Raw genomic sequence first — 24,166 nt, forward strand, 5'->3', positions numbered from 1 at the left:
CCATAACCGTGAGACACATTCCAAGCCTTGCACCTGCCAAGCGCTGCCTTGCGTGCTTTCCTTTCGGCCCATCGAGATAATGGACATTCCATGGCACTGGTAAAGACCTCCCAACTGGGCGCAAAGGCGGCCATTGCCAAAGGCGAAGCTGCCACCACCCCGCCCGCTCCGGCCGGTGCAGACAAGGCGGCGGCCTTGCGCCGGTCGAGGGATCGGTCGCGTATGCGCCAGCAGAAGGCGGCCGAACGCATCGGCGCTGCCACCGAGGAGCTGGCAACAGGCGTTGCGGAGGCGGCATCTGCGGCCGAACAGCTTCGCCGGGCCCTGGAGCAGATCGCAAGCGGGGCGGAGGAGGCGGCCGGCGCCGCACACGAATCCCTTTCGGCAACCACCCATCTTGCCGCCCGCTTTTCCGAAACGCGCATACAGGCCGACATCGCACGAAACCAGACGGGTCAGGTGCAGACAGGCATGCTGGAAGCGGCCGCCCAGATCGACGGTGCGATCCTCGCCATCGAAACGAACGCATCGCGGCAGATCGCTTCGGTGTCCCTCATCGAAAAGCTGCAGGTGCAGGCCGAAACGATTGGCGCAACGACCGTGGCTGTCGCCGACATTTCCGATCGCACCAATCTTCTGGCGCTCAATGCCGCCATCGAGGCCGCCCGTGCCGGCGACGAGGGGCGCGGCTTTGCCGTGGTGGCCGACGAGGTGCGGGCGCTCGCCGAGACTGCCGAGCGCAGCTCGCGCGACGTCAACCGGCATGCCGAAACCATTGTCGAGGGCGTCGGCCGGATTGCCGAACGGATCCGGTCGGCAGCGCAGGCCGCGCGGGAGCAGACAGCTCTCGGCCGCAACATGGTCGCGGATCTGGAGGCCATCCGTCTCGGCCTTTCAGACCTCTCGCAGGATAGCCAGACAATCCTGATTGCCGCGGTTGAAGCGGATGTGGCGACGCGCGAGGCGCAAAAGGGTGCAGAAACAGTCGCTGCCGCCGCCGAGCAGCAGTCTGCCGCAGCCGCGCAGGCGCAACGGGCCGTCGAACAGCAGAGCGTGGCGCTGGAGGAAAGCCAGCAGACCGCGCAGGCGCTTGCCGCCATGGCTGACGAGCTGTTGAATGATGACGCCCATGCGGCGCGTTCGCAGGAGATGAGTGCGGCCGCAGAAGAGCTCTCCGCCACCGTTCAGGAGCTCTCCGGCGCTGCCGGCGAAATTCTGATTGCAGTCGAGCAGATCAGCCGCGGCGCCGAGGCGCAGGCGTCTGCCACCGAGCAGGCAAATGCTGCCATGACGCAGATCAAGGCCAGTGCTTCCCGCACCGAGGTGAGTGCGCAGCAGGCAAGCCGGCGCGGGGCAGAGATCAAGCTGCTGCTTTCCCGCAACAAAGCCGGCCTCTCCAGCCTTGCTACCGGCATTTCCGGGGCCACGGCAGAGATGCGCCAGGCTCTTGCCGACCTTAATGCGCTGGGCGACATCGGCTTCAGGATCGAACGCACCGTCGACCGCATCGTGCTGGTCGCCGTTCAGACCAACATGCTGGCAGTCAGCGGCTCGGTGGAGGCGGCGCGGGCCGGCACGGCCGGACGCGGCTTTGCCATCGTGTCCACCGATATCCGCAAGCTTGCCCAGGATGCGGCCGACAATATCGACGGCATCAAGGACATCGTCCGGCTGATCCAGCTGCAGATCGTCACCGTGCAGCGCGAACTGGAAGCCATTATTGCAGCGTCCGACGCCGAACAGGCCAAAAGCCAGCTCATCGCGGATCGGCTTGCATCGGCCGAAGACGATGTCGGTGGCATGGCGGATGGCTTTGCCACCATTCTGGAGGCGGCGCAATCCATTCTGATCTCCGCAAGAGAAGTCCAGGGCGGCACCGAGCAGATCGCATCGGTCGCGCTTCAGGCGAGTGCAGCCGCAAGGCAGGCGGCCACAGCCGCGCTGCAACAGTCGCGCGGGGCAGAAGATCTTGCCGCAGCCGTCGAGGAAATCGCCTCGCTGGCAGACGAACTCCAGATGGCGGGAAGCTGACGCCATGGATGGCACATCCGCCGAGGCGGGCGGGCAAAGGCGGCTTGTCTTTCAGGTTTCAGGGCAAGGCCACGCGATCGATGCCGGCCGGGTGCTGGAAGTCATTCGCGTGCCGCCTGTCACCCGGGTACCGCATGGCCCGGCGGCTCTTTTGGGGATCATCAACCTGCGCGGCCGGCCGGTTCCTCTCCTGTCGATGAACCGGCTGTTGCACGGCAGTGACGGCACGACGGGGGCGGATGCCCGGATCATCGTCTATGACCATGGTGGGCCGGTTGGCCTTCTTGTCGAGACCGTGCGACAGCTGTCGACGGATGTCACGGCCGAACCCCTCGAGAACCTGGACTTGCTTGTCGAAGCCGCCTTCAAGGTGGAGCGCCGTGCCCCAGTCAAGCGCTCGTCGGGGCGGCAAGCCGGTGAGGACGGGCAGACACGCGCGGCGTTGAAGACTTTTCTGTCGTTCCGGGTCGCTGGCCAGCGTCTCGGCCTGCCCCTTGCCTGCATTCGAGAAGTCTTGACCTTCGACGGCGACGTAACCGTCGTGCCGGATGCGGCGGAGGCTCTCATCGGCGTGATCCGGCTGCGTGACAGCGTTCTGCCGCTGGTGGCGCTCTCGGTCCTCATGGGGCTTGATCGGGTGACGTCCGATGATGAGCGCAGGCACATCGTCGTGGTCGAGTATGAGGCCACGCTGGTCGGTCTTGTCGTGGATGAGATAGACGCCATTCACCGCCTGCCCGAACAGGCCATCGATCCTGTTCCGGCCGTACTGCAAAGAGGCGACGGCGACGCCCGGATCGATGCCATCGGCCGGCTGGCGGGCGATGCAGGGCTGATGTCCATCCTGTCGCCGGACAAGCTCTTCGGTCACCACGCGGTGGCAGACGCCGTCAGCCGGACTGCAGCAGAAAAACCGATGGAGGCGGTGCCTCAGGCCGAACGCGCTGCCGAGCCGTTCCTGATTTTCCAGCTCGGCACCGAAAACTACGGAGTTCCCGTGGCCGCGGTCGACGAAGTGATCGGCGTGCCGGACGAGATGACGCGCATCCCCGGCGCCCCCGCCTTTCTCATGGGGGTGATCAGCCTGCACGGAAAGGCGGTCCCGCTGATCGACCAGCGCACGCGCTTTGTGACACCGGCTTCCGCAGCCTCTGCAAAGGCCCGCGCCCTCGTCGCCACCGTGGGTGCCTTGCAGGCGGGGCTTGTCGTCGATGGCGTGTCCGAGGTGAAAGCCATTGCGGCCGATGCGCTGTGGACGGCGCCCGGCTTTGCTCCGGATGACACGGAAGTCTTCGATCGCATCGCCACCATGAAGGATGAAGGCCGGATGATCCTGCTGGTCGATCCGCAGGAACTGCTGACGAGAACCGAGCACGACATTGTTGCCGCTGTCGCTGCGGATAACCGGGTGGTGGTCAGCCCGTGATCCGGCTTCTCATCGTTGACGATTCCGCCCTGATGCGCAAACTTCTCGGCCAGATTTTCGCCGCAGAGGACGATTTCGAGATCGCGCTTGCCCGCGACGGCGCCGAGGCGCTGAAAATCATGCCGAGCTTCAGGCCCGATGTGGTGACACTCGATATCCACATGCCGCAGATGGACGGATTGACCTGTCTCGACCGGATCATGATCGAGCATCCCTGCCCGGTCGTGATGGTCTCGTCGCTGACGGAGGACGGTGCGCGGGAAACGCTCGCCGCTCTCGAAATGGGCGCCATCGACTTCATTGCAAAGCCCGCGGGTGCAATTTCGCTGGGGATCGAAGAACTTGCGCCGCCGCTGGTGGAAAAGGTTCGCCAGGCGGCCCGGTCGCGCATCCGCCGAAGCCTGCGGCTGACCGAGCGCCTGCGCCTGGCGCGCACCGGCTCCTCCGGTCGGGCAGCGGCACCCGCACGCCCTGTGGCCGCAGCCCCCAGCCGCCGCCGCGATGCCCTGCGGCAAGGCCTGGTCCTGATCGGCACCTCGACGGGCGGCCCGCCGGCGCTCGATGCGGTGCTGAGCCCCCTGCCCGCCGATTTCGACCTGCCGATCATTGTCGCCCAGCACATGCCGGCCTCCTTCACCGGTCCGCTGGCACGGCGCCTCGACACGATCTGTGCCCTGACGGTCCGTGAAGTGACGCAGCCGACAAGGCTTGAGCGCGGCCATGTCTATATCGCCAGGGGAGATGCCGATATCCTGATCTCGACCCAGGCCGGCACGCTGGTTGCGATGCCGGCCCCCACAGACCCGGCGCATCTGTGGCATCCAAGCGTCGAGCGGATGGTGCGCTCGGCCATGAAGCATGTGCCCGCCTCGAACCTCATTGGCGTGTTGATGACAGGCATGGGCAATGACGGCGCCCCAGCCATGGCGGACCTCCATGCCGCCGGCGGCCATACGATTGCCGAAGCGCAGGAGACCGCTGTCGTCTGGGGCATGCCCGGCGATCTGGTGGCACGGGAGGGTGCGACCGACATCAAGCCGCTCGATCAGATCAGCCAATGCCTGATGGACAGGGTGTCCTGATGGGAAGCGCATCCACCGACCCGACGGACGATCGCACGGAACCGCTTCTGGCGGCCGATCTCGAAGAGATCTGCGCCATCGTCTACAGCAGAAGCGGCATGGTTTTCGGCGAAACCAAGCGCTACTATATCGAGCGCCGGATTGCCGACCTGATGCGTCAGCGGCAGATCCAGTCGGTCAGCAGCTATCTTTCGATCCTGCGCAGCGATCCAGCCGAGATGGAGCGGCTGATCAACAGTTTTACGGTGAACGAGACCTATTTCTATAGGGAACTGCATCAGCTTTCCTGTCTCAGCAACTCCATCCTGCCGGACATCATCCGCTTGAAGCAGCCCGGCGACCGTATCCGCATCTGGTCGATGCCCTGCGCGAGCGGGGAAGAACCGTATTCGATTGCGATCTGGCTGCTCGAAAACTGGCCGCTTGTGGATGCCTATCACATTGAAATCGTGGGCTCGGACATCGATACCGCCGTCCTTCGCCAGGCGGTTGAGGGCTATTTCGGGCCAAGGTCGCTCTCCAGGCTGCCGCCTGATCTCCTCGCGCGCTATTTCGAGCCGGAGCAGGACCAGCAGCAGCGCCTCATCCAGGACCTGCGGGAATCGGTCATCTTCCTGAAGGGCAATATCGTGGATCGACAGAGCCTGACGGCGCTTGGCCGTTTCGACGTGATCTTCTGCCGCAACCTGCTTATCTATTTCGACGAGGCCGCGCGCGAGGCCGCAGCCCGCAATCTGCATGCGCTTCTCAACCCCGGCGGCTATATCTGCCTCGGGCACACGGAATCGATGACCCGCATTTCGCAAAGCTTTGAGCCTGTGCGTTTTCCCGACGCCATTGTCTACCGGGAGGCGAAGGACACCTGAATGGATGAACTGATCGAACAATTCGCCGTGGAGGCGCGCGAACTGGTTGAGCAGGCCTCGGGCGATCTGCTGGCGCTGGAGGCCGATCCCGGCAATCGCGAGCGGCTGGAAAGTGCGTTCCGCGCCATGCATACGCTGAAGGGCTCGGTCGGCCTGTTCGAGCTTGGTCCCATGCAGGACGTTCTGCACCAGGCCGAAGACCTGCTATCGAAGGCCCGCGCCGGCGATATAGCCGTGGACGTGGCGCTGATCGACCCGCTTCTGGCGGTGATCGAATGGGTGGAGGAGTGTATCGACGGCATTGTAGAAACGGGGCGGCTGTCCGATGTGCAGGAGAAACAGGCCTCGCGCCTCTTCGGCCTCCTGACCCGCGACGTCTCCGACCGGCCGCGGGATGAGCCCGACGGCGGGGAACCCGCCGCCGCCTCGGCCATCGCGTCGGATTGGGCGCTCCGGCTCCTTGCGCAGATGCCCCCGAACGACCGCGGCGGATCGCTCGTCGCCATCCGCTACGAGCCGCATCCCGAATGCTTCTTCAACGGTGACGATCCTCTCGCAACCATCTCCCGGCTGCCGGACCTGCGGCACGTCGAGTTGTCGCTGAAAACCCCGCCGCCAGAGACCGGGCATTACGATCCGTTCCGCTGCAATCTGGTTATCGAGGCGCTCTGCGGCGGGCCGCTTGCTGCGGTGGAGGCGGCCTTGCGGCTCATTCCGGATCAGGTGACGCTGGTGACACTGGCAGACCCTGCCGCAGAAGCGTCCGCATCCGACACGACGCCGGCGCGCCTGCCGGAGCGGGCCTCCACCACGATGCGGGTGGAATCGAGCCGCATCGACACGCTGATCGAAATTGCGGGTGAACTGGTCACGGCGAAAAACAGCCTCGTGCCGCTGGCGCAGGATGCCCGCGAGAGCGGCAATGCAAGCCTTGCCCGGCGCATCCATGCCAGCCACCAGGAGATCGAACGGCTTGTCGGCGCACTCTATGGTGCCGTCACCCAGGCCCGCATGATCCCGCTCGAACACAGCTTTCGCCGCTTCCCGAAGCTCGTGCGCGAGACATCGGCGAAACTCGGCAAGGCGATCGACCTCGTCATCGAAGGGGAGACCGTCGAGGCGGACCGTGACATCGTGGAAAGCCTGTTCGAGCCGCTGCTGCACATCGTCCGCAACAGTCTCGACCATGGCATCGAGCCCGAAGACGTGCGCAAGCAGGCCTCTAAGCCGCCCCGGGGACGCATCCATCTTCAGGCGCGCCAGCGCGGCGACCGGATCGAGATCGACATCGCCGACGATGGCCGCGGCATGGATGCAGCACGGGTGCGCCAGGCGGCGGTCGAGCGCGGCCTGATCACCGCACAGGACGCGCCTGCCCTTTCGCACCGGGACGCGCTGCAGTTCGTCTTTGCGCCGGGCTTTTCGACGGCCTCCGCCGTCTCGGATCTCTCCGGCCGCGGCGTCGGGCTGGATGTCGTTCGCCGCTCCATCGAGAGGCTCGGCGGGACGGTCGAGATGCAAAGCACGCAAGGGGCAGGAACGATTTTCACCCTGAAACTGCCCGTGAGCTTTGCCATGACGCCGCTCCTGGTGATCGAGGTGGGCGGCGAGCGCTTCGGCATTTCCATGGCGGATGTTATCGAGACCCACAAGCTTGCCGCCAATTCCATCCAGCCGGTTCGGGCCGGCAAGGCCTTCGTGCTGCGCGACCGCACGATACCGCTGCTGTTTCTGGCCGACCTGTTGCGGCTGCCGGCGCGCGACACGGATGCTGAGGATTTGAAGGTGCTGATCGTGCGGTCGGGAGACGATGACGTGGGCATTGCCGTTGATGCGATCGCCGAGCGCGCGCAAACGCTGACGCGTCCCCTCACCGGCCTGCTTCAGGCGGTCCCGGGGATCGCCGGCACGACGCTTTTGGGAGACGGCAAGGTTCTCCTGGTACTCGATCTGGAGGAGTTGATCGGATGACGGTAACCCTCAAGCAAAAAACCGTGAGGCTTTCCGGATCCTGTGGCGTCGAAGAAGCCGATACGCTTGTCGAGTACCTGACGAGCCGGCCGGACCTAGAGGTGGACCTTCGGGCGGCCACCTCCATTCACACGGCGCTCTGGCAGGCATTGATGATGTTCCGGCCGCCGATCACGGGGCCGGCCCCACCGCCCCTGCTGCCGGATGCGGTCATTTCGGCGGTCACCAGGTTCTTGACACGCCCTTTATAATAAGAGGCATTCCGTGATGGAACATCCGTCACCGAAAAATGTATGGTATGAATTTCACGAGGGACCCTTCGCAATGAAGAATCGGGGCAGAGAATGAGCGTTACAGTCCTGGTCGTGGACGACAGCAAGCTGGCACGCATCGTGACCGGAAAGGCGATCACTGCGCTTCAGCCGGACTGGGTCCGGGTCGAGGCGGCCAGTGCCGCCGATGCCCTGTCCATGGTCGGCAGCCAGAAGATCGATGTGGCGATCCTTGACTTCAACATGCCCGAAAAGGATGGCCTGCAGCTGGCATCAGAGCTTCGTGCAGAGCATCCGCACATGCCGATTGCGGTGATCACCGCCAATGTGCAGGACGAGATCATCGCGCGGGTGCGCGCGCTGAACGCCACGTTCGTCGCCAAGCCCGTCACCCAGGAGGCGCTGAGCGGCTTCATTTCCGGCGCCGCCCTCCGGCTGAAAAAGGCCGGAGCATGACGACGAACAGCATGGACCTCGACGAGCTTGAGCGCGATGCGCTGACGGAACTCGTCAATATCGGCGTCAGCCGCGCGGCGGCCAGCCTGCGCAAGATGGTCAACCGCGAAGTCGTCCTGTCGGTGCCGGCGGTCGAGATCGTCACCCGCCGGTCGGCCGCATCGCTGATCGGTCAAAGGGAAAGCGAGTCCCTGATCGCCGTGCAGCAGCAGTTCGAAGGTCCGTTTTCCGGCCGTGCGCTGCTGATTTTTCCCCAGAGCAACGGCCTGTCCCTCGTTCGCGCCATTGTCGGCGAGGACATGGGCGAAAACGACCTTCTGGACATGGAAGACGAGGCGCTGGCCGAAACCGGCAATGTCATCCTGAACGGCTGCCTGGGCTCGATGGCGAACATGCTGCAGCATACCCTGCAGATGTCGCTTCCGGACGTGCGCCGGGGCGACAGTGCGCATCTGTTCGACGCTCTTGCCACGAGCAGCGAGGAAAGCTTCGTGCTTTTCCTCTACATCAATTTTACCGTGCGCGACCGTGACATCCGTGGCTATGTCGCCATGATCATGGACCTGCCGTCGCTGGAAAAGCTCAAGCGCCTCATCGCCGATTTCATCGACCGCGTGATGACGGAAACCGAATGACGAGGCTCGATGTCGCAGATGACTGAACCAGCCAATGACCTTGCGGGCGATCTGGCCAGGGTTCGTGCGGAACTGGAGGTCGCGCAACGGCGGCTTCAGTTGACGCTCGACGCGGCGGGGGCGACCTGCGGATGGGAATGGGATATCGCTGCCAGGCGTCTGGTTGCCGATGCACGGTTTGCAGCGATCACCAACCAGGATCCGCTGGCGCTTGCTAAGGGTGTGCCCACGGCGCAGTTCTTTGCCTCGGTTCATCCGGACGACCTGCGCCGCCTGAAGGTGGCGGTTGCCGGCATTCTTGCGGGCTCGGAAGTGTTTTCCAAGGATTACAGGCTACTTCGCAGCGATGGCGGATACCGCTGGGTACACGCCACGGGCCGCGCGATCCGCAATGCCGAGGACGAGCCGGTCAAGTTCGTCGGCATGCTGGTCGACATTACCGAGCAGAAGCGGATCGATGAGCAGTTGCGCATTGCCCAGTCCGCAGGCGGCATCGGCACGTTCGAGCATATTGTCGGTTACGGCACCATCAGCGTGTCGGAGCAGTTCTGCCGGCTGTTCGGCCTGCACCCGACGAAGGCGCTGCCGGTGCGCACCCTCAACGGTCTCATTCATCCGCAAGACGAGCCGATGATCGACCTCAGCGATCCCGACGGTCCGCAAAACGAGCAGGAAATCGAGTTCCGCGTCCGTCGCGCCGATGACGGGGAGGAACGCTGGCTGGCGCGGCGGGGCGAATATGTCGATGATATCGATTCCAGCGGCCGCCGTTATGTCGGCGTGATCTTCGACATTACCGAAGCCAAGCAGACGCAGGAGAGCCTGCGCAAGGCCAATGAAGAACTCGCGGAGATCGCGCGCGAAAGCCTGCGCGAACGCAACCGCGTCTGGAAGAATTCCCGCGACCTTCTGGTCGTCATCGACATCAACGGCGTGTTTCGCGATGTGAGCCCCGCCTGGCGCGATATTCTCGGCCATGCACCCGAGGATGTCGTGGGCACACGGGTGCTCGACGTGGTCTGGCCGGAGGATCGCGAGGCCGTCAGGGCCGATTTCCGCCGGGCCGCCGAGACCACGCATACGGCGCTTGAGGTGAGGCTGACCCATCAGGACGGCTCGCCGAGGATCGTCTCCTGGATGACCTCGCGGGAAGAGGACCGGGTCTATGCCTACGGCCGCGACGTGACGGTGGAAAAACAGCAGCAGGCCATTCTGGAGGCGACCGAGGCGCAGTTGCGGCAGGCCCAGAAGATGGAAGCCGTCGGCCAGCTCACCGGTGGCATCGCGCATGATTTCAACAATATGCTGACTGGCGTCATCGGCGCACTTGCCCTCATCAAGCGCCGCATTGCCGCCGGGCGGACGGATGATCTCGACAAGTTCATCGATGCGGCAACCTCCTCTGCGCAACGGGCCGCCGGACTCACGCACCGGCTTCTGGCCTTTTCCCGCCGCCAGTCACTGGATCGCCAGCCTGTCGACATCATGCAGCTGTTGGGCTCGATGGAAGACCTGTTCCGCCGCACGCTGGGAGAACAGGTCGAACTAGTAATCAATCCTAATGCGGCAACCTGGAAAGCGGTGACCGACGCCAACCAGCTCGAAAGCGCGATCCTTAACCTCGTGATCAATGCACGCGACGCCATGCCCAATGGCGGCCAGCTGACCATCGAGACCGCCAATGTCGTGCTTTCGGAAACCGATCTTGCCCGCGGCGAGACGCTGCAGCCGGGAAGCTACGTGGTGGTTGCGGTGAGCGATACCGGCATCGGCATGTCGCAGGCAACCATCAGCAAAGCCTTCGATCCCTTCTTCACGACCAAACCGATCGGCCAGGGCACCGGTCTTGGCCTGTCGATGATCTACGGTTTCGCCCAGCAGTCGGGCGGCCATGTGCGGATCTACAGCCAAGTCGGCCTCGGCACGACGGTCAAGCTCTATCTGCCGGGCAGCACCGAAGGCGCCGTTGACCGCACGAGCGCCATCACGGCGGACTTCGTGCCGCCACGCGGCGAAGGCCAGACGGTGCTTGTCGTCGAAGACGATGATTCCGTCCGCATGCTTGTCGTCAATGTGCTGAAGGAACTCAGCTACCGGGTGATCGAGGCAACGGATGGCTTGATGGCGCTTCCCGCCATCGAGGGGAAGAGCCAGATCGACCTGATGGTGTCGGATGTCGGACTTCCCGGCATCAACGGGCGGCAGCTCGCCGAAATGGCGATTGCCGCCCGCCCGGGCCTCAAGGTGCTGTTCATTACGGGATATGCGGCAACCGCTGCCTCGCGCGCCGATTTTCTGGCGCCCGGCATGGAGATGATCACCAAACCCTTTGCCATCGATGACCTTGCCCAGAAGGTCAACGACCTGTTGACCGGATGAGACCGGTTGCGGCGGCGGGAACCGTAGATCCCGTCAGCCGCCGCAGAAGGCATTACGGATCGGAAAATGTCACCGTGACGCCGCGCTGACGAAAATAGGCCTGCATCCGCTTGCGCCCGGACCGGTTGTTCTGGACCAGCCGTGCCGGATCAAACGTTGCTTCTTTCAACCCTTCCCGCGCGAGCGCTGCCTTGAGAACGGCGATGTGGGTGTCGATATCGGCATTGTCCGCCTGGAGCGATTCATAAATGCGGTTCGTGGCGTCTGCTACGGACGGTTCGGTCATTGATCCACTCCTGTCATGTCGGCCTGACCCTATCGGGAGGAACAAAGCGCCTGTCAATGGGGGACGGTCACTTCTCGGCAAGCGGATGGCCGGGCAGTGTGACCGGCAGGGTGCGATGCCCAGCAAGGCAGAAGGGTCCGAAACGCGAAAACGGCGCCGCGTGGGCGCCGTCTGTCGATGCGGTTCGGCTGCCGATCAGATGGCGCGCTTGGTGCGCCAGCTGTCGGCATAGCTTTCGCGGGCCTGCGCGGCGTAAGGCGTGGGCGAAACGCGCACGCGGATCTGCGCCTGCTTGTGCGGCTCGGTCGAGGTTTTTGCGGTGCCGCCATCGGGTTCGCCCCAGACGAGCGTCAGGATTTCGCCTTCCTTCACATCGGCATCGACCACGCCGAGCGAGAGCATGCAGCGCTCGTTGTAGGAATAGCCGTTGAACATCGACATACCCACTCGCTTGCCGTCGCGCAGGATGAGATCTGCGCTGGAAGAAGCGTAGTTTGGCTGCGGGAAATCGATCCACTTGTAGTGGTCCTCGCCCGGCCGGAAAGCCGAGGCAATCACCTCCACCACGTCTTCGGCGTTCCACTCGAAGGTCACCTTCTTGCGGTTGTTGGCGCCCTTCATCTTTTCCAGCGCGGCCTTGCCGATGAAGTCGTCCTTCTTCCAGCCGATGTAGAAGTCGTAGCCAAGCTCGAACGGGTTGACGTAATAGTCCTCGATATTGTCGGAGACGAAGCTGCCGCCAATCGAGCCCATGGCCTCATAGCTGTCGGCGCCCAGCCAGTCGCGATAGGCGGCCAGCATGCCGTCGCCGGTATAGATGCCCGGCAGCGGCGACGGGATCCAGCCGCTTTCCAGCGTGTTGGTGGAATAGGCGCGGCTGCCGCAGCGCACGAGATCGACGCCGGCATCCTTGGCCGCCTCCAGAATGCAGGACAGGATATAGGCCTTATCCTCGTAAGGCCCCCAGATTTCGAGACCCGGCGCGCCGGACATGCCATGGCGCAGCGCCTGCACCTTCTTGGAGCCGACATTGATCCAGTCGACATGGAAGAACTTGATCTCCTGGACCGGGCCGCCATTCATCTTCTCGAAGATCTTCGGCGCATCCGGGCCCTGGATCTGGTAGCGGTAATGGGTGCGCAGAACCCGCTCACCCTCCGGGCGCGACGGCGAACGCGGATCGTGCTTGATGCGCACGTTCCATTGCCCGTAGGCGGCGCAGAACATCAGCCAGTTGGATGTCGGCGCGCGACCGACGAGGATGAACTTGTCCTCGCGCTCGCGAAAGATGATGTGGTCGCCGATGACATGGCCGTTCGGGGTGACCGGCACGAAATGCTTGGCACGGTTGAGGCCGAAATTCGAAAAGGCATTGATGCCGTGATAGCTCAGAAACTTCTCCGCATCCGGCCCTTCGACGATCAGCTCGTCCATGTGGTGCGACTGATCAAACAGCACGGCGGAATTGCGCCAGGCAGCCTGCTCGCTGCGCCAGTTGGAAAATTCCGGCGTCACCACCGGGTATACATACATGCCGGTTCTTGAATTGCGCAGCAGGTCTACTGCATTGCGCGAACCCGCCAGCACAGTGCTCAAGCTCGATGTCATATCAGGGTCTCCTCCCATTGCCACGACGTCTATGTATACACAGAACGACGCCTGCCGGAAATTTGCAAGCCCAAACTTCAGGGAGAAGCAAGTTTTGCCGGCGCGCACCGGCGCCCTTCCCGCCGGGGCCAGATCAGGGCACGCGGACGGTTTTGAAGAAAATCTGCGGTAAAGCGAAGATCCGGGGACAGGCGGAAAGCGGGCGCCGGCACGCCTCAGTTCTGGACGAGCGCCAGCACCTTCACCTTGTCGAACAGCGAGGGATCTTCATGGAGGATGTATTCCAGATTGTTGCGGGCGGTGCGGGCATGCTCGCGGGCAATGGCATCGGCGCGCGCACCTTCGCGCTGCTCGACGGCACGGATCAGCGCGCGGTGCTGCTCCTGCGCGGTGCGCAGCGAACGGCGGAAGGCCGCGATGTCCGAGCGGTTGGGCAGAAAGGCCGATGGCGAGGCAAAGGGCAGCGCGCTTGCCCGCTCCACCTCGCGGCGGATGACGTCGCTGCCGGCGAGAGAGGCCATCTGGCGGTGAAAAACCGCATTGAGATCGGCATAGGCGTCGAAGTTCACATCGTCGATCCGCTCGCCGAAACAGGCATCCAGTTGGGCCAGCGTCTCCTTGATTTCGGCGAGCAGGTGGGGCGCCACGCCCCGTTCGGCCGCAAGGCGCGCCGCCATGCCTTCGATGACGCCGCGCACCTCAATGGAATCCACCACGTCGGCAAGGCCAAAACGGCGCACGATGAAGCCGCCGCTCGGCAACCGGTCGAGCAGTCCTTCTTCGGCCAGCCGAGACAGCGCCTCGCGCACCGGCGTGCGGGAGATTTCCAGAAGCTCGGCAAGCGGCACTTCAAACAGGCGCGTGCCACCGGCAATCTCGCCGCTCAGGATGCGCTCGCGCAGCTCGATCACCGCGCGCCGGCCATGCGTTGCCGCTTCCACCTGTTTCGTGCCCATGTCTCTTGCCCCCGACGCAGCGCCCTGCAGACGCTGCCGCCTGTATTCATACCACGGGTAAAAATGCAAAGACAACCAGACGACGCCGTGCGCATGATGCCGCGCTTCGTGGCAGCCGTAGCGACTGCTGCGGGCAAGGATGTATACACGGACGAACCCGCCACGGGCGCTGCCGCCTAGACACCGCGACGAGCGAGCACCGCCTTCAGCGTGGCGCGAAGATCCTCCCCCTGCTGCTGCGGCCCGCACTCTCCCATCTGCCGCTGCACGTCGGCAATCGCCTTGGCGAGACCGCCTGCGAGGTGAAGTTGAAACAGGGTCGCTGCACTTTCCTCCATTTCGGCAGCGCGACGATGTCCGTGGCGCAGCGTGCGTTCCAGCTGGTAGTGGGCAAATTCCGGCCAGCCGAGACCGGGAAAGGAAGCGGACAGCGAGGCGTAGACCGCCTCGCAACAGCCCGACGCCTCGGCAGCCAGAAGCGCCTCGACGGTGATTGCCTCCAGCCCCTTGACGAACAGCGAGCGCACCATCTTGATGGCGGTGGCAGCCCCGACGGCCTCGCCGGCAATCTCGACCGAAAAGCCGAGCGCCGTGAGCGGCTCCAGAAGGGCGGCGGCCATCGGCCCGGCAATCAGCACCGGCGTTGCATGCTTCTTGGGGTAGACGGGCGCCATCACCGCCATGTCGAGATACTCGGCGCTCTTTGCCATCACCAGCGCTGCCGTCTGCTGCTTGCGCTCCGGCGATACCGAATTGATGTCGATCACCACCTGCCCCTGGCGCAAGGCAGGCGCAAGCGCCTCAACGGCGGCAAAACTCTGGTCGGCCGTCACCGCGCTGAAGATCCAGTCGCAGGAGGCGAGCTCCGCCACGGTTTCGGCAATCTCTGCGCCCTGCCGGCGCATGGTGGCGCGCATGGCGTCCCCCGCCTCGCCACAAAGCAGCCGGTCATGGGCGCAAACGGCAAGGCCCGGACGCGCAAGGCCCTCGTGAAAGGCGCAGGCCGCCTCGCCATAGCCGAGAAATCCGATCCGCATGGCCCTCCTCCTATTTCGCAAATACCACCGTCTTGTGCCGGTTGATCAGCACGCGATCCTCCAGATGGAAGGTGACGGCGCGGGCCAGCACGCGCCGCTCGATGTCGCGGCCCTTGCGCACGAGGTCGTCCGGCGTGTCGGCATGGCTGACGGGCTCGACATCCTGGCAGATGATCGGCCCTTCATCGAGATCGCCGGTGACATAATGGGCCGTGGCGCCGATCATCTTCACCCCGCGCGCATGCGCCTGATGATAAGGTTTTGCGCCCTTGAAACCCGGCAGGAAACTGTGGTGGATATTGATGCAGCGGCCGGCAAGCCAGGTGGAAAACTCGTCCGACAGGATCTGCATGTAGCGCGCGAGAACCACAAGCTCCGCCCCGGTTTCCTCCACCAGATCGCGGATGGCGGCCTCCTGCTGTGGCTTGTTGTCCCGCGTGACCGGCAGATGGTGATAGGGAATGGCGCCGATCAGCGTCAGGTTCAGCGCCTCGCGCGGATGATTGCCGACAATGGCGACCGGCTCCAGCGGCAGTTCCCCGATGCGCGCCCGGTAGAGCAGGTCGCCGAGGCAATGATCGAATTTCGAGACGAGCAGCAGCACCTTGCGCTTCTGCCCGGCCGGTCGCAGCGTGATCTCCAGGCCAAAGCGCTCGATCTCTTCGGCCAAGGCTGAGCGCACCACATCCGGCCCCGCCTCCAGCCGGAACGCTACCCGCATGAAGAACAGCCCGGTTTCCGGATCATCGAACTGATGCGCTTCTGTGATATCGCCGCCATGGCTGGCAAGCCTTGCCGCCACGGCGGCCACGATGCCGCTGCGGTTATCGCAGCGCAAGGTCAGGATATAGGCGCTCATTGATCTCCCCGTCGCACAGCCGGCGTTTGCCGCCGTGCCTCATGCAAAAATCCACCCGTCGAACAGTTTTCGCGCCGTGCGCAGCACGGCCGCATCCCGCACCAGGCCGTTTTCAAGCGTCACCAGCACACTCATCTCACCGGTTGGATGCTCCACCGAGATGAGCTTTGCCTCCCCTTCGGGCAGATGGGCGAGCGCCTGGGCCGGACCGTCGGGCAGAAGGCAGGCCGTCGCGACACTGACGGCTCCGAGCACGCCGATGGCATCATGGCAGCGATGCGGGATGAAGGTGCGCGTCGAAATCGCCCCGCCGTTTTTCGCGGCAGAGACCATCGTCATCTTCGGCACCGATTTTCTGGCCACATCCCCGAGGTTCATCAGCGGCCCGGCCTTCAGGCGGATCGCCTCGAGCCGTGCCCGCAGGCCCGCATCCACTTCCAGAGCATCGGGGGTTTCCGCGCCCGACAGACCGAGATCGGCGGCGTTCATGACCACGCAGGGCATGCCGTTGTCGATCAGCGTGCAGGCAATGCCCTCGATCACATCCACCGCGTGGCCGGTGGGCAGAAGGGCGCCGCAGCTGGAGCCGGCCGTATCGGCAAAGGTGATGGGAATGGCAGCAGCGGTACCCGGCACGCCATCGATGCGCGCCTCGCCGCGATAGGTGACGCGACCACCCGGCGTGGGGACACGCGCAATGGCAATCTGGCCGGTGTTTTCCATGAAGATCCGCACCGGGGTTTCCCCCTCCTCGGCCGCCACCAGTCCGCGCTCGATCGCAAACGGCCCGACACCCGCTAAAATATTGCCGCAGTTCTGGCCGTCGCTGACGATCGGCTGATCGACGAAGACCTGCAGGAACAGATAGTCGACATCCGCATCCGGCCGCTGCGAGCGCCTGACGACCGCGACCTTGGAAGTGAGCGGATCGGCGCCGCCCATGCCGTCGATCTGGCGCGGATCGGGAGAGCCAAAGGCCCGCAGCAGAAAACCGTCGCGGTCTGCCGGAAGGTCTTCGGCCAGAAAATAACCGCCCTTGGAGGTTCCGCCGCGCATCCAGAGGCAGCGCACGCCGCCTGCCGGTGCCCCTGCCCTCTCGGTTGCAGCGACCGGTGGCATGCCTGCGGGCTCAGACATATTTGAGCCCCTTCTCCGCCAGCCGCTCACGCATGTCATAGATGTCGAGGCCGAGTTCGCCGGCGGCAAGGCGCACCCGCTTGGCCTCTTCGAGCGCAATGCGGGCGTCCGCCTTGTCGGCCACCTCGGCCGCCTTTGCCGAGGGGACGACACAGATCCCGTCATCATCGGCGACGATCACATCGCCTGCCTCGATCCGCGCGCCGCCACAGACGATCGGCACATTGACCGATCCCAGCGTCTCCTTCACCGTACCTTGCGCAAAGACAGCCTTTGACCAGACGTAAAAACCCATGGCGCGCAGATCCGCCACATCACGCACGCCGGCTTCGATGACAAGACCCCGGCAGCCGCGGGCCTGCGCGGAGGTGGCCAGCAGATCGCCGAAATAGCCGTCCTCGCAGGGACTGGTCGGCGACAGCACGAGAATGTCGCCCGGCCGCACCTGCTCAATGGCCACATGCAGCATCCAGTTATCGCCGGGCGGCGCGGAAATCGTAACCGCGCTGCCGGCAATGCGGGCACCCTGCTGGATGGGCCGCAGATGGCTTTGCAGCAAGCCGGTTCGCCCTTGCGCCTCATGCACCGTGGCCACGCCGGCACCGGCAAGCCTTTCGATGACCGCGGGATCGGCGCGGAAAATATTCTGGACGACGACGGCCATCAGAGTTCGTCCACCGTGCGCGGAAAGACCGACTGGAAGCCTTCCGCATGGCTTGCCTTGCGCCCGCCCGACTGACCGCCGGAATTGCGCATGAAATGGTTGGCGCGGTTTTCCGCGACGTTCTTATAATAATGCCAGAGGTGTTCCTGCCCCTCCATGCACTGGATGGCCGCCCATTTCTTCTCCCAGACCGGCGAAATATCGAGGAAGACGTCGGGCTTCCATTCCATCTGCTCGGTCTGATGCGGTTCAAACAGATAGAGTTGCGGTGCGCCCAGCACCTTTTCGCCCGGCTTGTGGCCCCAGGCCTGCGCAATCATGCGGGCTTCCAGCGCCACCTGCGTCGCATACATGTGGTCGGTATTGTAGGGGTCCCATTTCGAGTGGGAGAGCATGAAGTCCGGCTCTACGGCGCGGATCACGTCCACCAGCCGGTCGCGCGCGTCCCGATCCACGACCAGCGGATAATCGCCGAGATCGAAGAACTGGATGTCGTGGACATCGAGCGCCCGGGCGGCATTTTCAGCCTCGGTGCGACGCGCGGCCTTCACCTTTTGCAGGTCCATATCCGGCAGCTTCCAGAGTTTCGCGCTTTCGCCGCGTTCGCCATAGGACAGGCAGACGACGGTGACGGCATAGCCTTTCTGCGCATGCAGCGCGATCGCGCCGCCGCAGCGCCAGACGAAATCGGCCGAATGGGCACTGATGACCAAAGCGGTTTTCGTCATGGATCTACTCCTTGGCTTTCTGAACAGGCGCAACGGGCGGCGTCCCGTGCGTATGAAAGGTTTCGATGGTCTTCAGGCCCCAGGCCTGCCCCTTCTTGCGCTCGGTCTCCGTCCAGGTGACGGTCGGCCAGTCCGGCCGCAGGATGAGGCGCGCCCCGGCATTGGCCAGTTCGACCCGGTTGCCGGCGGGCTCCCAGACATAGAGAAAGAAGGTGCCCTGGATGGCGTGCTTGTGCGGCCCGGTTTCGATGTGGACGCCGTTTTCCAGAAAGATGTCTGCGGCGCGCAAAATGTCCTCGCGCTGGTCGACGGCATAGGTGACGTGGTGGAAGCGGCCGGTCGCGCCGGTATGGTCTTCCGAATAGGCAATGTCATAGGTCTTGTTGTTGACGGTGAACCAGCAGCCGCCCAACCGGCCATTGTCGAGAAGGATCTGCTCCGTCACCCGGCTGCCGAGCGCCTCCACCATGAAATCCCGGATCTGGCGGACATCGCTTGCCAGGAGGTTGAGGTGATCGAGCCGGCGCGGCGAGGCGCCGCGGCCGTGATAACGCTGGGCGATATTCTTCAGCGCCGGTTTTTCGGCAGGCGGCGCCTCATAGACGCGCGTATCCCAGTAAAGCTCGAAGATATGGTTGTCCGGATCGCGGAACCGGTAGGCGCGGCCATGGCCCTCGTCGCCCTCGACCCAGCCGATACCGCACCCCATGGCCTCGATCACCTTGACGCGCCGATCGAGTGCTTCCCTGGACGTCGTGCGATAGGCGACATGACCGATGCCGGTGGTGTGGTGGCGGGTAAGCTTCAGCGTGTGAAACTCGTAATCGTCGAAGGCCCTGAGATAGGCGGTGTCTTCATCCGAAAATGTCGCCGTCAGGCCATAGACCTGGGTGAAAAAGGCGAGGCTTTCCTCGAAACGATCGCTATAAAGCTCGACATGACCCAGATGCGCGACATCGAAACAAGGCTCGCTCATGGGAAAACCCCGCAGGCGGCCTCTCGCCTCACGATACGCAGCGGCGCACAGCGCCTCCCAAACGCATTCATAAACGTCCCTCCCAAGACACTATGCATGCACAGCGGCACACCCTTTTCGGGGAGCCGACCTTTCGAAAACGGATGCCTCAGCACCCTTCCTCCAAGGCTGAGACTGACAGAAGCCGGCAGAGACCGCAAGTCATGAATACATCACTTTCCTCATCGGCAGCAGAGAACTACGTGCGAACGTCGAAATGGACCGCAGGATCGGCCATTTTAGGCAATGGCACGAGATCCGGATTTACCACCTTCGAATTTCATGTATACATTTTGTCCGGGAGCCATGGAGGATGAGGATGGATATGCACATCAACCAGCAGGACGGTGCCGGGTCGGAGGGGCAGAGCCGGGCGCCGCAGCTCCTGGATCACTGGTCGATCGAGGTCATGCCGCGCACGGCCGCCAAGATCGCCGATTTTCGCGCGCTTCTGCCGCACGGCACCCGCATCTACATCGCGCATATCGATGGCACGCCGGCAGAGGACATGGTGGCAACCGCCCGGAGGCTGAACCGCGAAGGCTTTCCGGTGATGCCGCACATCCCGGCCCGCTCGCTGTCGAACCGGGCGGAATTGGAAGACCTCCTCCTGCGCTATCGCCACGAGGCCGATGTCCGCCAGGCCCTGCTTCTGGCCGGCGGCAATTCCAGCCCACGGGGCAACCTGACCAGTTCGCTCGACCTGATCGAAACCAGTCTCTTCGACGCGATGGGGTTTACCGACCTGCATGTGGCCGGGCATCCGGAGGGCAATCGCGACATCGACAGCGACGGCTCGACCGCCGGCATCGATGCAGCCCTGCTTGCCAAGCAGGCCTATGGCGAGCGCACCGATGCGCGCATCGCGATCACCACGCAATTTGCCTTCGATGCGGCAAGCGTGATCGCATGGGCTGAACGCATTGCAGCGCTTGGCGTGACGCTGCCGATCCATGTCGGGATCGCAGGACCCGCCAAGATCCAGACGCTGATCAAATATGCGATCTCCTGTGGCGTCGGGCCTTCGCTGAAAATCCTGCAGAAACGCGCGCTGGACGTCACCCGCCTGCTCGTGCCCTACGAGCCGACCGACCTGGTAGCCGCCCTCGACCGCTACAAGCGGGACAACCCTCAGAGCCTGATCGAGCGCATCCACATGTTTCCGCTCGGCGGCATCGAACAAGCGGCCAACTGGTGTAGGCGGGAAAGCCGGAGCTGAAGAGCGGCCTCTTCAAACTGCTTCAAGCGACACGCAGCAGGCAGCGGATACGAAAAACGGCAGGCCATGCTCTGCCTGCCGTTTATATCTCTTATTATATAAAGTGAGGTTGCTGCGCGTCCCCGCTCAGGAGGCCGGGGTCAGCGTCACCGAAGTGCCGGTTGCAGCGACGTTCAGGCCGAGCTGGCCGGTCACGCTCACTGTTTGCAGGTGGATCGAGCCGGACGTGCCACCGACCAGAACATTGGCGCCGACGCCAGCGACGATGGTCGCTTCCGCGGTGATCCCCTGGTAAAGGCCGGCAAGCGAGCCGGGATGATAGCCGGCCGTCGGCGCGAACACGGCCCAGATCAGGCGGCTCTTGGTGGTGAAGCCGAGATCGACGCCCATTTTGCGGATCGTGCCGGTATACTGCTCGACCGGCTCTCCGCCCATCGTCGAGGTAAACGAGCACGTCGCGGCCTTGGCAGAGCCGAGCACATAACCGACACCGCCTTCGATGGCGCAATCGAGATAACCGATCCGAACGCCACCGCGCTCGCCTTCGCTATACTCCGGCGCGCGATCGCGGTAGCGGATGGCGTCAGCAGCGAACGCGGCTCCTGCCCCCTGCATGATGGTGACGGCAGCCAATGCTACGGCAACAGTATTTTTCATCCCTGTACTCCAATTCCTTTGTTCTTGGCCCCCGGATGGTTCATGAACCTCCGACGGCATCGGTCCTTCAACGCATAGGGTCCACGATTGATCCAGCCCCGTGGCAAAAAGAGGGCCGGCCCTGTCTCTTCATCCGCCAGCCCGCGGCTTTCTCCCGCACCGCCCGTTGGCACAGCACATTACGCTTCACCGCCCCCTGCCTGATCCTTGCGCAGATCCTGGGTGAAACTCAAGATTCGTTGCAACCTTCCCGCCCCCGGCTTTTATTTCGCTGCACCGCACATCCCATGTAAATCGCTGTACCGAATTTGCCACACATATCCTCTTGCTGGAAAACATGTTTTACGAGACCTTAAATTAATTGGTGACACTGAATAGGATCCGGAATATGAAGTATTGAAATCCGAAGTTTATTTCCTTTTCAATATTGAGTGGGGTGTTTCAGTGGCGGCGACTGATATGCACAAGGACGATGCTCTTGTGGGCTTTGATCACGTGCCTTCGCTCTGGTCTCTGCCGGGGGATACGGCCTTCGAAGGTCGCTTCGAAAGCAGGTCGCCCGCCAATCGGGCGCTTCATTTGGCTATGAAAAGAGGGCTGGATATTTCAGCGTCTCTGGCGGCCCTCATTGTCTTGGCTCCGCTGCTGCTCTTGGTAGCGCTGATTATTCGCATTGAGAGCAAGGGGCCGGTCCTCTTTACCCAGAAGCGCTGGGGTCAGGGCTGCAAGCCGATCCGCGTGTACAAGTTTCGCTCCATGTATACCGATCGCGGCGACCCGACCGGCATTGCTCAAACGGTAAAAGACGATCCGCGCGTCACGCGGATCGGGCGGATTATTCGGCGCACGAACATTGACGAGCTCCCGCAATTGCTGAACGTGCTGAAGGGCGAAATGTCGCTTGTGGGCCCTCGTTGCCATGCCATCGGCATGCTGGCGGCCGGTATGCCCTATGAGGAACTGGTGCGCGAATATCATCGCCGCCATCTCATGAAGCCCGGCATCACAGGCCTTGCACAGATGCGCGGCCTGCGGGGTCCGACCGATCGCCCCTCCAAGGCGCGAGCCCGCATTGCCTGCGACCTTTATTACGTCGAAAATTTTTCCATGTGGCTCGACCTCAAGATCATTATCGGCACCATGCGCTCGGAATTGACCGGCGGCCAAGGTTTCTGAAGCGCACAAGGCGTCGGCCATGTCCCACGCTGATGGTGCAAATCCCCCCGACATGATGGTTGGGGATCGATATCGCGCACGCAAACGATATTGTCGCCTCCAGGCGGGGCCGCGCGTGCGCACAAGCGCCGGGCGCTGGCGTCAATTTCCAATTTCAAGGCGGCGACTAGGGCTTGCAGTGTCTACCCCGATAGGCCAATTTTGCCGCCTCCCGCGATCTGGCCGTCCGGCCGGGTCAACTTTCCCCTCGCATGGCCGGAGACTTAAATGAGCCAGAAAATCATTCCCGTCATCATGGCTGGCGGAAAGGGCACGCGGCTGTGGCCCCTGTCGCGCTCCAGCGCTCCGAAGCAGTTCATCAAGGTGACCGGGGAGCGTACGCTTTTCCAGCTGACGCTGGAGCGTGTGGCCGACCGCACGATCTACGAAGCACCGGTGGTCATCACCAATCAGGATTTTCGTTTTCTGGTCGCCGAACAAGCGCGTGAAGTGGGGCTTGACCTGTCCGGCATCCTCTTGGAGCCGGTGGCGCGCAATACGGCGCCCGCCATTGCCGCAGCCTGCGCGTTTCTCGGCGAACGGTTCGGCACGGAAGCCGTCCTGCAACTGCTGGCCTCCGACCACGAGATCGACGCGGGCGAGGCCTACCTGGAAGCCATTCGCTTGGCACATCGCACGGCCCTCTCCGGCAAGGTCGTCACCTTCGGTATTACGCCGACGGAGCCTGCCACCGGATACGGCTATATCGAGGCTGGGGAACCTCTGGAAACGGGTGCCCGTGCCGTCAAGCGTTTCGTGGAAAAGCCGCCCCTGGATAAGGCCGAGCAGATGCTTGCCGCCGGCGGTTTCTACTGGAATTCCGGCATCTTCATGTGCCGTGTCGATCTTCTCCTGGGCGAGTTGCAGGAATTTGCGCCCGGCGTTCTGGAGCAGGCGCTCGCCGCTGTCGAGAAGGCGCATCGCGACCTGGATTTTATCCGCCTCGATCCGAAAAGCTTTGCCGCAAGCCCGGACATCTCCATCGACTATGCCGTCATGGAAAAAACCACCAATGCGGCCGTCGTGCCGTCAAGCTTTGAATGGTCGGATCTTGGAAGCTGGGACGCTGTCTGGAAGCTTGGCGAGAAGGACGAAGGCGGCAATGTGGTGCTCGGCAATGCGACGGTGATCAACACGGAAAATTCGCTGGTGATCTCGCGCTCCAGCCATCTCGCGGTCCAGGGCCTGAAAGATGTTGCCATCATTGCCAGCGAAGATGCGGTTTATGTCGGCCGTCTGGAAGACAGCCAGGAGGTCGGCAAGCTGGTCAAGCATCTGGCGGCCGCCGCGGCAACCAGCAGCTTGACGGAAACCCATCCGACATCCTACCGTCCCTGGGGGGGCTATACGTCCCTGCTCCAGGGCGACCGCTTTCAGGTGAAGCGCCTGTTCGTCTTGCCGGGCAAGAAACTGTCGCTGCAACGTCATCATCATCGGGCAGAACATTGGGTGTGCGTTAAGGGCGTCGCCGAAGTGACCGTGGGCAGCGAGGTCAAGCTTTTGCGCGAAAACGAATCCATCTATATACCGCAAGGAGAGCTGCACCGGCTCCACAATCCCGGCAAGATCCTCCTCGAAATGGTAGAGGTCCAGAGCGGCTCCTATCTTGGCGAGGATGACATTGTGCGGATCGAGGATGAATTCGGACGCTAAACGATAAGTCTGGT

The 24,166-nt window shown here is 63.3% G+C and carries 22 protein-coding genes; 12 read left to right on the forward strand and 10 right to left on the reverse strand.

Annotated features, from left to right (window positions below; genetic code table 11):
* The first annotated feature begins 90 nt into the window (after positions 1-90).
* From J2858_RS04245 to J2858_RS04285, 9 genes are all read left to right on the forward strand, one after another.
* Positions 91-2,031 carry a methyl-accepting chemotaxis protein gene (locus J2858_RS04245; RefSeq protein ID WP_210103467.1) on the forward strand — a complete coding sequence of 647 codons (1,941 nt, stop codon included), beginning with the start codon at positions 91-93 and terminating at the stop codon, positions 2,029-2,031.
* A 4-nt stretch (positions 2,032-2,035) separates the two neighbouring features.
* Positions 2,036-3,457: a chemotaxis protein CheW gene (locus tag J2858_RS04250; protein ID WP_210103468.1), complete on the forward strand. Its 1,422-nt coding sequence runs from the start codon at positions 2,036-2,038 to the stop codon at positions 3,455-3,457.
* Complete coding sequence (cheB, locus tag J2858_RS04255) at positions 3,454-4,539, forward strand: chemotaxis-specific protein-glutamate methyltransferase CheB (RefSeq protein ID WP_210103469.1); 1,086 nt, start codon at positions 3,454-3,456, stop codon at positions 4,537-4,539. The genes J2858_RS04250 and cheB overlap by 4 nt, the downstream gene beginning before the upstream one ends.
* Positions 4,539-5,405, forward strand: a complete 867-nt coding sequence (locus tag J2858_RS04260) for a CheR family methyltransferase (RefSeq protein WP_210103470.1) — start codon at positions 4,539-4,541, stop codon at positions 5,403-5,405. The genes cheB and J2858_RS04260 overlap by 1 nt, the downstream gene beginning before the upstream one ends.
* Positions 5,406-7,376 (forward strand): chemotaxis protein CheA, encoded by a 1,971-nt coding sequence (locus J2858_RS04265; RefSeq protein WP_210103471.1) that lies wholly within the window; start codon positions 5,406-5,408, stop codon positions 7,374-7,376.
* A complete protein-coding gene (locus J2858_RS04270; protein ID WP_210103472.1) occupies positions 7,373-7,627 on the forward strand; it encodes a hypothetical protein in 255 nt (84 codons plus the stop codon). The genes J2858_RS04265 and J2858_RS04270 overlap by 4 nt, the downstream gene beginning before the upstream one ends.
* A 93-nt stretch (positions 7,628-7,720) precedes the next feature.
* On the forward strand, positions 7,721-8,104 hold the full coding sequence (locus tag J2858_RS04275; protein WP_210103473.1) for a response regulator transcription factor: 384 nt from the start codon (positions 7,721-7,723) through the stop codon (positions 8,102-8,104).
* A complete protein-coding gene (locus J2858_RS04280) occupies positions 8,101-8,739 on the forward strand; it encodes a chemotaxis protein CheX (protein ID WP_210103474.1) in 639 nt (212 codons plus the stop codon). The genes J2858_RS04275 and J2858_RS04280 overlap by 4 nt, the downstream gene beginning before the upstream one ends.
* A gap of 18 nt (positions 8,740-8,757) precedes the next feature.
* Positions 8,758-11,118 carry a PAS domain-containing protein gene (locus J2858_RS04285; RefSeq protein WP_210103475.1) on the forward strand — a complete coding sequence of 787 codons (2,361 nt, stop codon included), beginning with the start codon at positions 8,758-8,760 and terminating at the stop codon, positions 11,116-11,118.
* A gap of 52 nt (positions 11,119-11,170) precedes the next feature.
* Here the strand turns inward: J2858_RS04285 and J2858_RS04290 are convergent, their stop codons facing one another.
* From J2858_RS04290 to J2858_RS04330, 9 genes are all read right to left on the reverse strand, one after another.
* The gene (locus J2858_RS04290; RefSeq protein WP_210103476.1) at positions 11,171-11,404 is read right to left on the reverse strand and encodes a hypothetical protein; all 234 of its coding nucleotides are present in this window, start codon (positions 11,402-11,404) and stop codon (positions 11,171-11,173) included.
* Positions 11,405-11,599: 195 nt separating this feature from the next.
* Positions 11,600-13,012: a vanillate/3-O-methylgallate O-demethylase gene (gene ligM, locus J2858_RS04295; protein WP_210103477.1), complete on the reverse strand. Its 1,413-nt coding sequence runs from the start codon at positions 13,010-13,012 to the stop codon at positions 11,600-11,602.
* Between the two features lie 215 nt (positions 13,013-13,227).
* Positions 13,228-13,968, reverse strand: coding sequence for a GntR family transcriptional regulator (locus tag J2858_RS04300; protein ID WP_210103478.1), 741 nt, complete (start codon positions 13,966-13,968; stop codon positions 13,228-13,230).
* Positions 13,969-14,144: 176 nt separating this feature from the next.
* Complete coding sequence (locus J2858_RS04305; protein WP_210103479.1) at positions 14,145-15,005, reverse strand: NAD(P)-dependent oxidoreductase; 861 nt, start codon at positions 15,003-15,005, stop codon at positions 14,145-14,147.
* A gap of 10 nt (positions 15,006-15,015) precedes the next feature.
* Positions 15,016-15,864: a formyltetrahydrofolate deformylase gene (gene purU, locus J2858_RS04310; RefSeq protein WP_210103480.1), complete on the reverse strand. Its 849-nt coding sequence runs from the start codon at positions 15,862-15,864 to the stop codon at positions 15,016-15,018.
* Between the two features lie 39 nt (positions 15,865-15,903).
* Positions 15,904-16,983 (reverse strand): 4-oxalomesaconate tautomerase, encoded by a 1,080-nt coding sequence (locus J2858_RS04315; protein WP_210104136.1) that lies wholly within the window; start codon positions 16,981-16,983, stop codon positions 15,904-15,906.
* A gap of 10 nt (positions 16,984-16,993) precedes the next feature.
* On the reverse strand, positions 16,994-17,665 hold the full coding sequence (locus J2858_RS04320) for a 4-carboxy-4-hydroxy-2-oxoadipate aldolase/oxaloacetate decarboxylase (protein ID WP_210103481.1): 672 nt from the start codon (positions 17,663-17,665) through the stop codon (positions 16,994-16,996).
* Positions 17,665-18,393 carry a PIG-L deacetylase family protein gene (locus J2858_RS04325; RefSeq protein WP_210103482.1) on the reverse strand — a complete coding sequence of 243 codons (729 nt, stop codon included), beginning with the start codon at positions 18,391-18,393 and terminating at the stop codon, positions 17,665-17,667. Before J2858_RS04325 ends, J2858_RS04320 begins: the two co-directional genes overlap by 1 nt.
* A gap of 4 nt (positions 18,394-18,397) precedes the next feature.
* Positions 18,398-19,369, reverse strand: a complete 972-nt coding sequence (locus J2858_RS04330; RefSeq protein ID WP_210103483.1) for a VOC family protein — start codon at positions 19,367-19,369, stop codon at positions 18,398-18,400.
* Between the two features lie 358 nt (positions 19,370-19,727).
* Here J2858_RS04330 and J2858_RS04335 point away from each other — a divergent pair, with 358 nt between their 5' ends.
* Positions 19,728-20,627: a methylenetetrahydrofolate reductase gene (locus J2858_RS04335; RefSeq protein WP_245365538.1), complete on the forward strand. Its 900-nt coding sequence runs from the start codon at positions 19,728-19,730 to the stop codon at positions 20,625-20,627.
* 126 nt (positions 20,628-20,753) lie between these two features.
* On the opposite strand, the gene J2858_RS04340 is transcribed toward J2858_RS04335, so the two are convergent.
* Positions 20,754-21,284 (reverse strand): DUF992 domain-containing protein, encoded by a 531-nt coding sequence (locus J2858_RS04340; protein ID WP_210103484.1) that lies wholly within the window; start codon positions 21,282-21,284, stop codon positions 20,754-20,756.
* A 396-nt stretch (positions 21,285-21,680) separates the two neighbouring features.
* Between J2858_RS04340 and J2858_RS04345 the strand changes: the two genes are divergently transcribed.
* On the forward strand, positions 21,681-22,460 hold the full coding sequence (locus J2858_RS04345; RefSeq protein ID WP_245365539.1) for a sugar transferase: 780 nt from the start codon (positions 21,681-21,683) through the stop codon (positions 22,458-22,460).
* A 267-nt stretch (positions 22,461-22,727) separates the two neighbouring features.
* Positions 22,728-24,152 carry a mannose-1-phosphate guanylyltransferase/mannose-6-phosphate isomerase gene (locus J2858_RS04350; RefSeq protein ID WP_210103485.1) on the forward strand — a complete coding sequence of 475 codons (1,425 nt, stop codon included), beginning with the start codon at positions 22,728-22,730 and terminating at the stop codon, positions 24,150-24,152.
* Positions 24,153-24,166 lie beyond the last annotated feature (14 nt).

Origin of the sequence: Neorhizobium galegae (assembly GCF_017877135.1) — a bacterium.
GTDB lineage: Bacteria > Pseudomonadota > Alphaproteobacteria > Rhizobiales > Rhizobiaceae > Neorhizobium > Neorhizobium galegae_A.

What these genes read in the sequence shown, in the direction of transcription:
- J2858_RS04245 (WP_210103467.1), top strand. Translation starts at nt 91, where the DNA reads ATGGCACTGGTAAAGACCTCCCAACTGGGCGCAAAGGCGGCCATTGCC.
- J2858_RS04250 (WP_210103468.1), top strand. Translation starts at nt 2,036, where the DNA reads ATGGATGGCACATCCGCCGAGGCGGGCGGGCAAAGGCGGCTTGTCTTT.
- J2858_RS04260 (WP_210103470.1), top strand. Translation starts at nt 4,539, where the DNA reads ATGGGAAGCGCATCCACCGACCCGACGGACGATCGCACGGAACCGCTT.
- J2858_RS04265 (WP_210103471.1), top strand. Translation starts at nt 5,406, where the DNA reads ATGGATGAACTGATCGAACAATTCGCCGTGGAGGCGCGCGAACTGGTT.
- J2858_RS04270 (WP_210103472.1), top strand. Translation starts at nt 7,373, where the DNA reads ATGACGGTAACCCTCAAGCAAAAAACCGTGAGGCTTTCCGGATCCTGT.
- J2858_RS04275 (WP_210103473.1), top strand. Translation starts at nt 7,721, where the DNA reads ATGAGCGTTACAGTCCTGGTCGTGGACGACAGCAAGCTGGCACGCATC.
- J2858_RS04280 (WP_210103474.1), top strand. Translation starts at nt 8,101, where the DNA reads ATGACGACGAACAGCATGGACCTCGACGAGCTTGAGCGCGATGCGCTG.
- J2858_RS04285 (WP_210103475.1), top strand. Translation starts at nt 8,758, where the DNA reads ATGACTGAACCAGCCAATGACCTTGCGGGCGATCTGGCCAGGGTTCGT.
- J2858_RS04290 (WP_210103476.1), bottom strand. Translation starts at nt 11,404, where the DNA reads ATGACCGAACCGTCCGTAGCAGACGCCACGAACCGCATTTATGAATCG.
- ligM (WP_210103477.1), bottom strand. Translation starts at nt 13,012, where the DNA reads ATGACATCGAGCTTGAGCACTGTGCTGGCGGGTTCGCGCAATGCAGTA.
- J2858_RS04300 (WP_210103478.1), bottom strand. Translation starts at nt 13,968, where the DNA reads ATGGGCACGAAACAGGTGGAAGCGGCAACGCATGGCCGGCGCGCGGTG.
- J2858_RS04305 (WP_210103479.1), bottom strand. Translation starts at nt 15,005, where the DNA reads ATGCGGATCGGATTTCTCGGCTATGGCGAGGCGGCCTGCGCCTTTCAC.
- purU (WP_210103480.1), bottom strand. Translation starts at nt 15,864, where the DNA reads ATGAGCGCCTATATCCTGACCTTGCGCTGCGATAACCGCAGCGGCATC.
- J2858_RS04315 (WP_210104136.1), bottom strand. Translation starts at nt 16,983, where the DNA reads ATGCCACCGGTCGCTGCAACCGAGAGGGCAGGGGCACCGGCAGGCGGC.
- J2858_RS04320 (WP_210103481.1), bottom strand. Translation starts at nt 17,665, where the DNA reads ATGGCCGTCGTCGTCCAGAATATTTTCCGCGCCGATCCCGCGGTCATC.
- J2858_RS04325 (WP_210103482.1), bottom strand. Translation starts at nt 18,393, where the DNA reads ATGACGAAAACCGCTTTGGTCATCAGTGCCCATTCGGCCGATTTCGTC.
- J2858_RS04330 (WP_210103483.1), bottom strand. Translation starts at nt 19,369, where the DNA reads ATGAGCGAGCCTTGTTTCGATGTCGCGCATCTGGGTCATGTCGAGCTT.
- J2858_RS04335 (WP_245365538.1), top strand. Translation starts at nt 19,728, where the DNA reads ATGGATATGCACATCAACCAGCAGGACGGTGCCGGGTCGGAGGGGCAG.
- J2858_RS04340 (WP_210103484.1), bottom strand. Translation starts at nt 21,284, where the DNA reads ATGAAAAATACTGTTGCCGTAGCATTGGCTGCCGTCACCATCATGCAG.
- J2858_RS04350 (WP_210103485.1), top strand. Translation starts at nt 22,728, where the DNA reads ATGAGCCAGAAAATCATTCCCGTCATCATGGCTGGCGGAAAGGGCACG.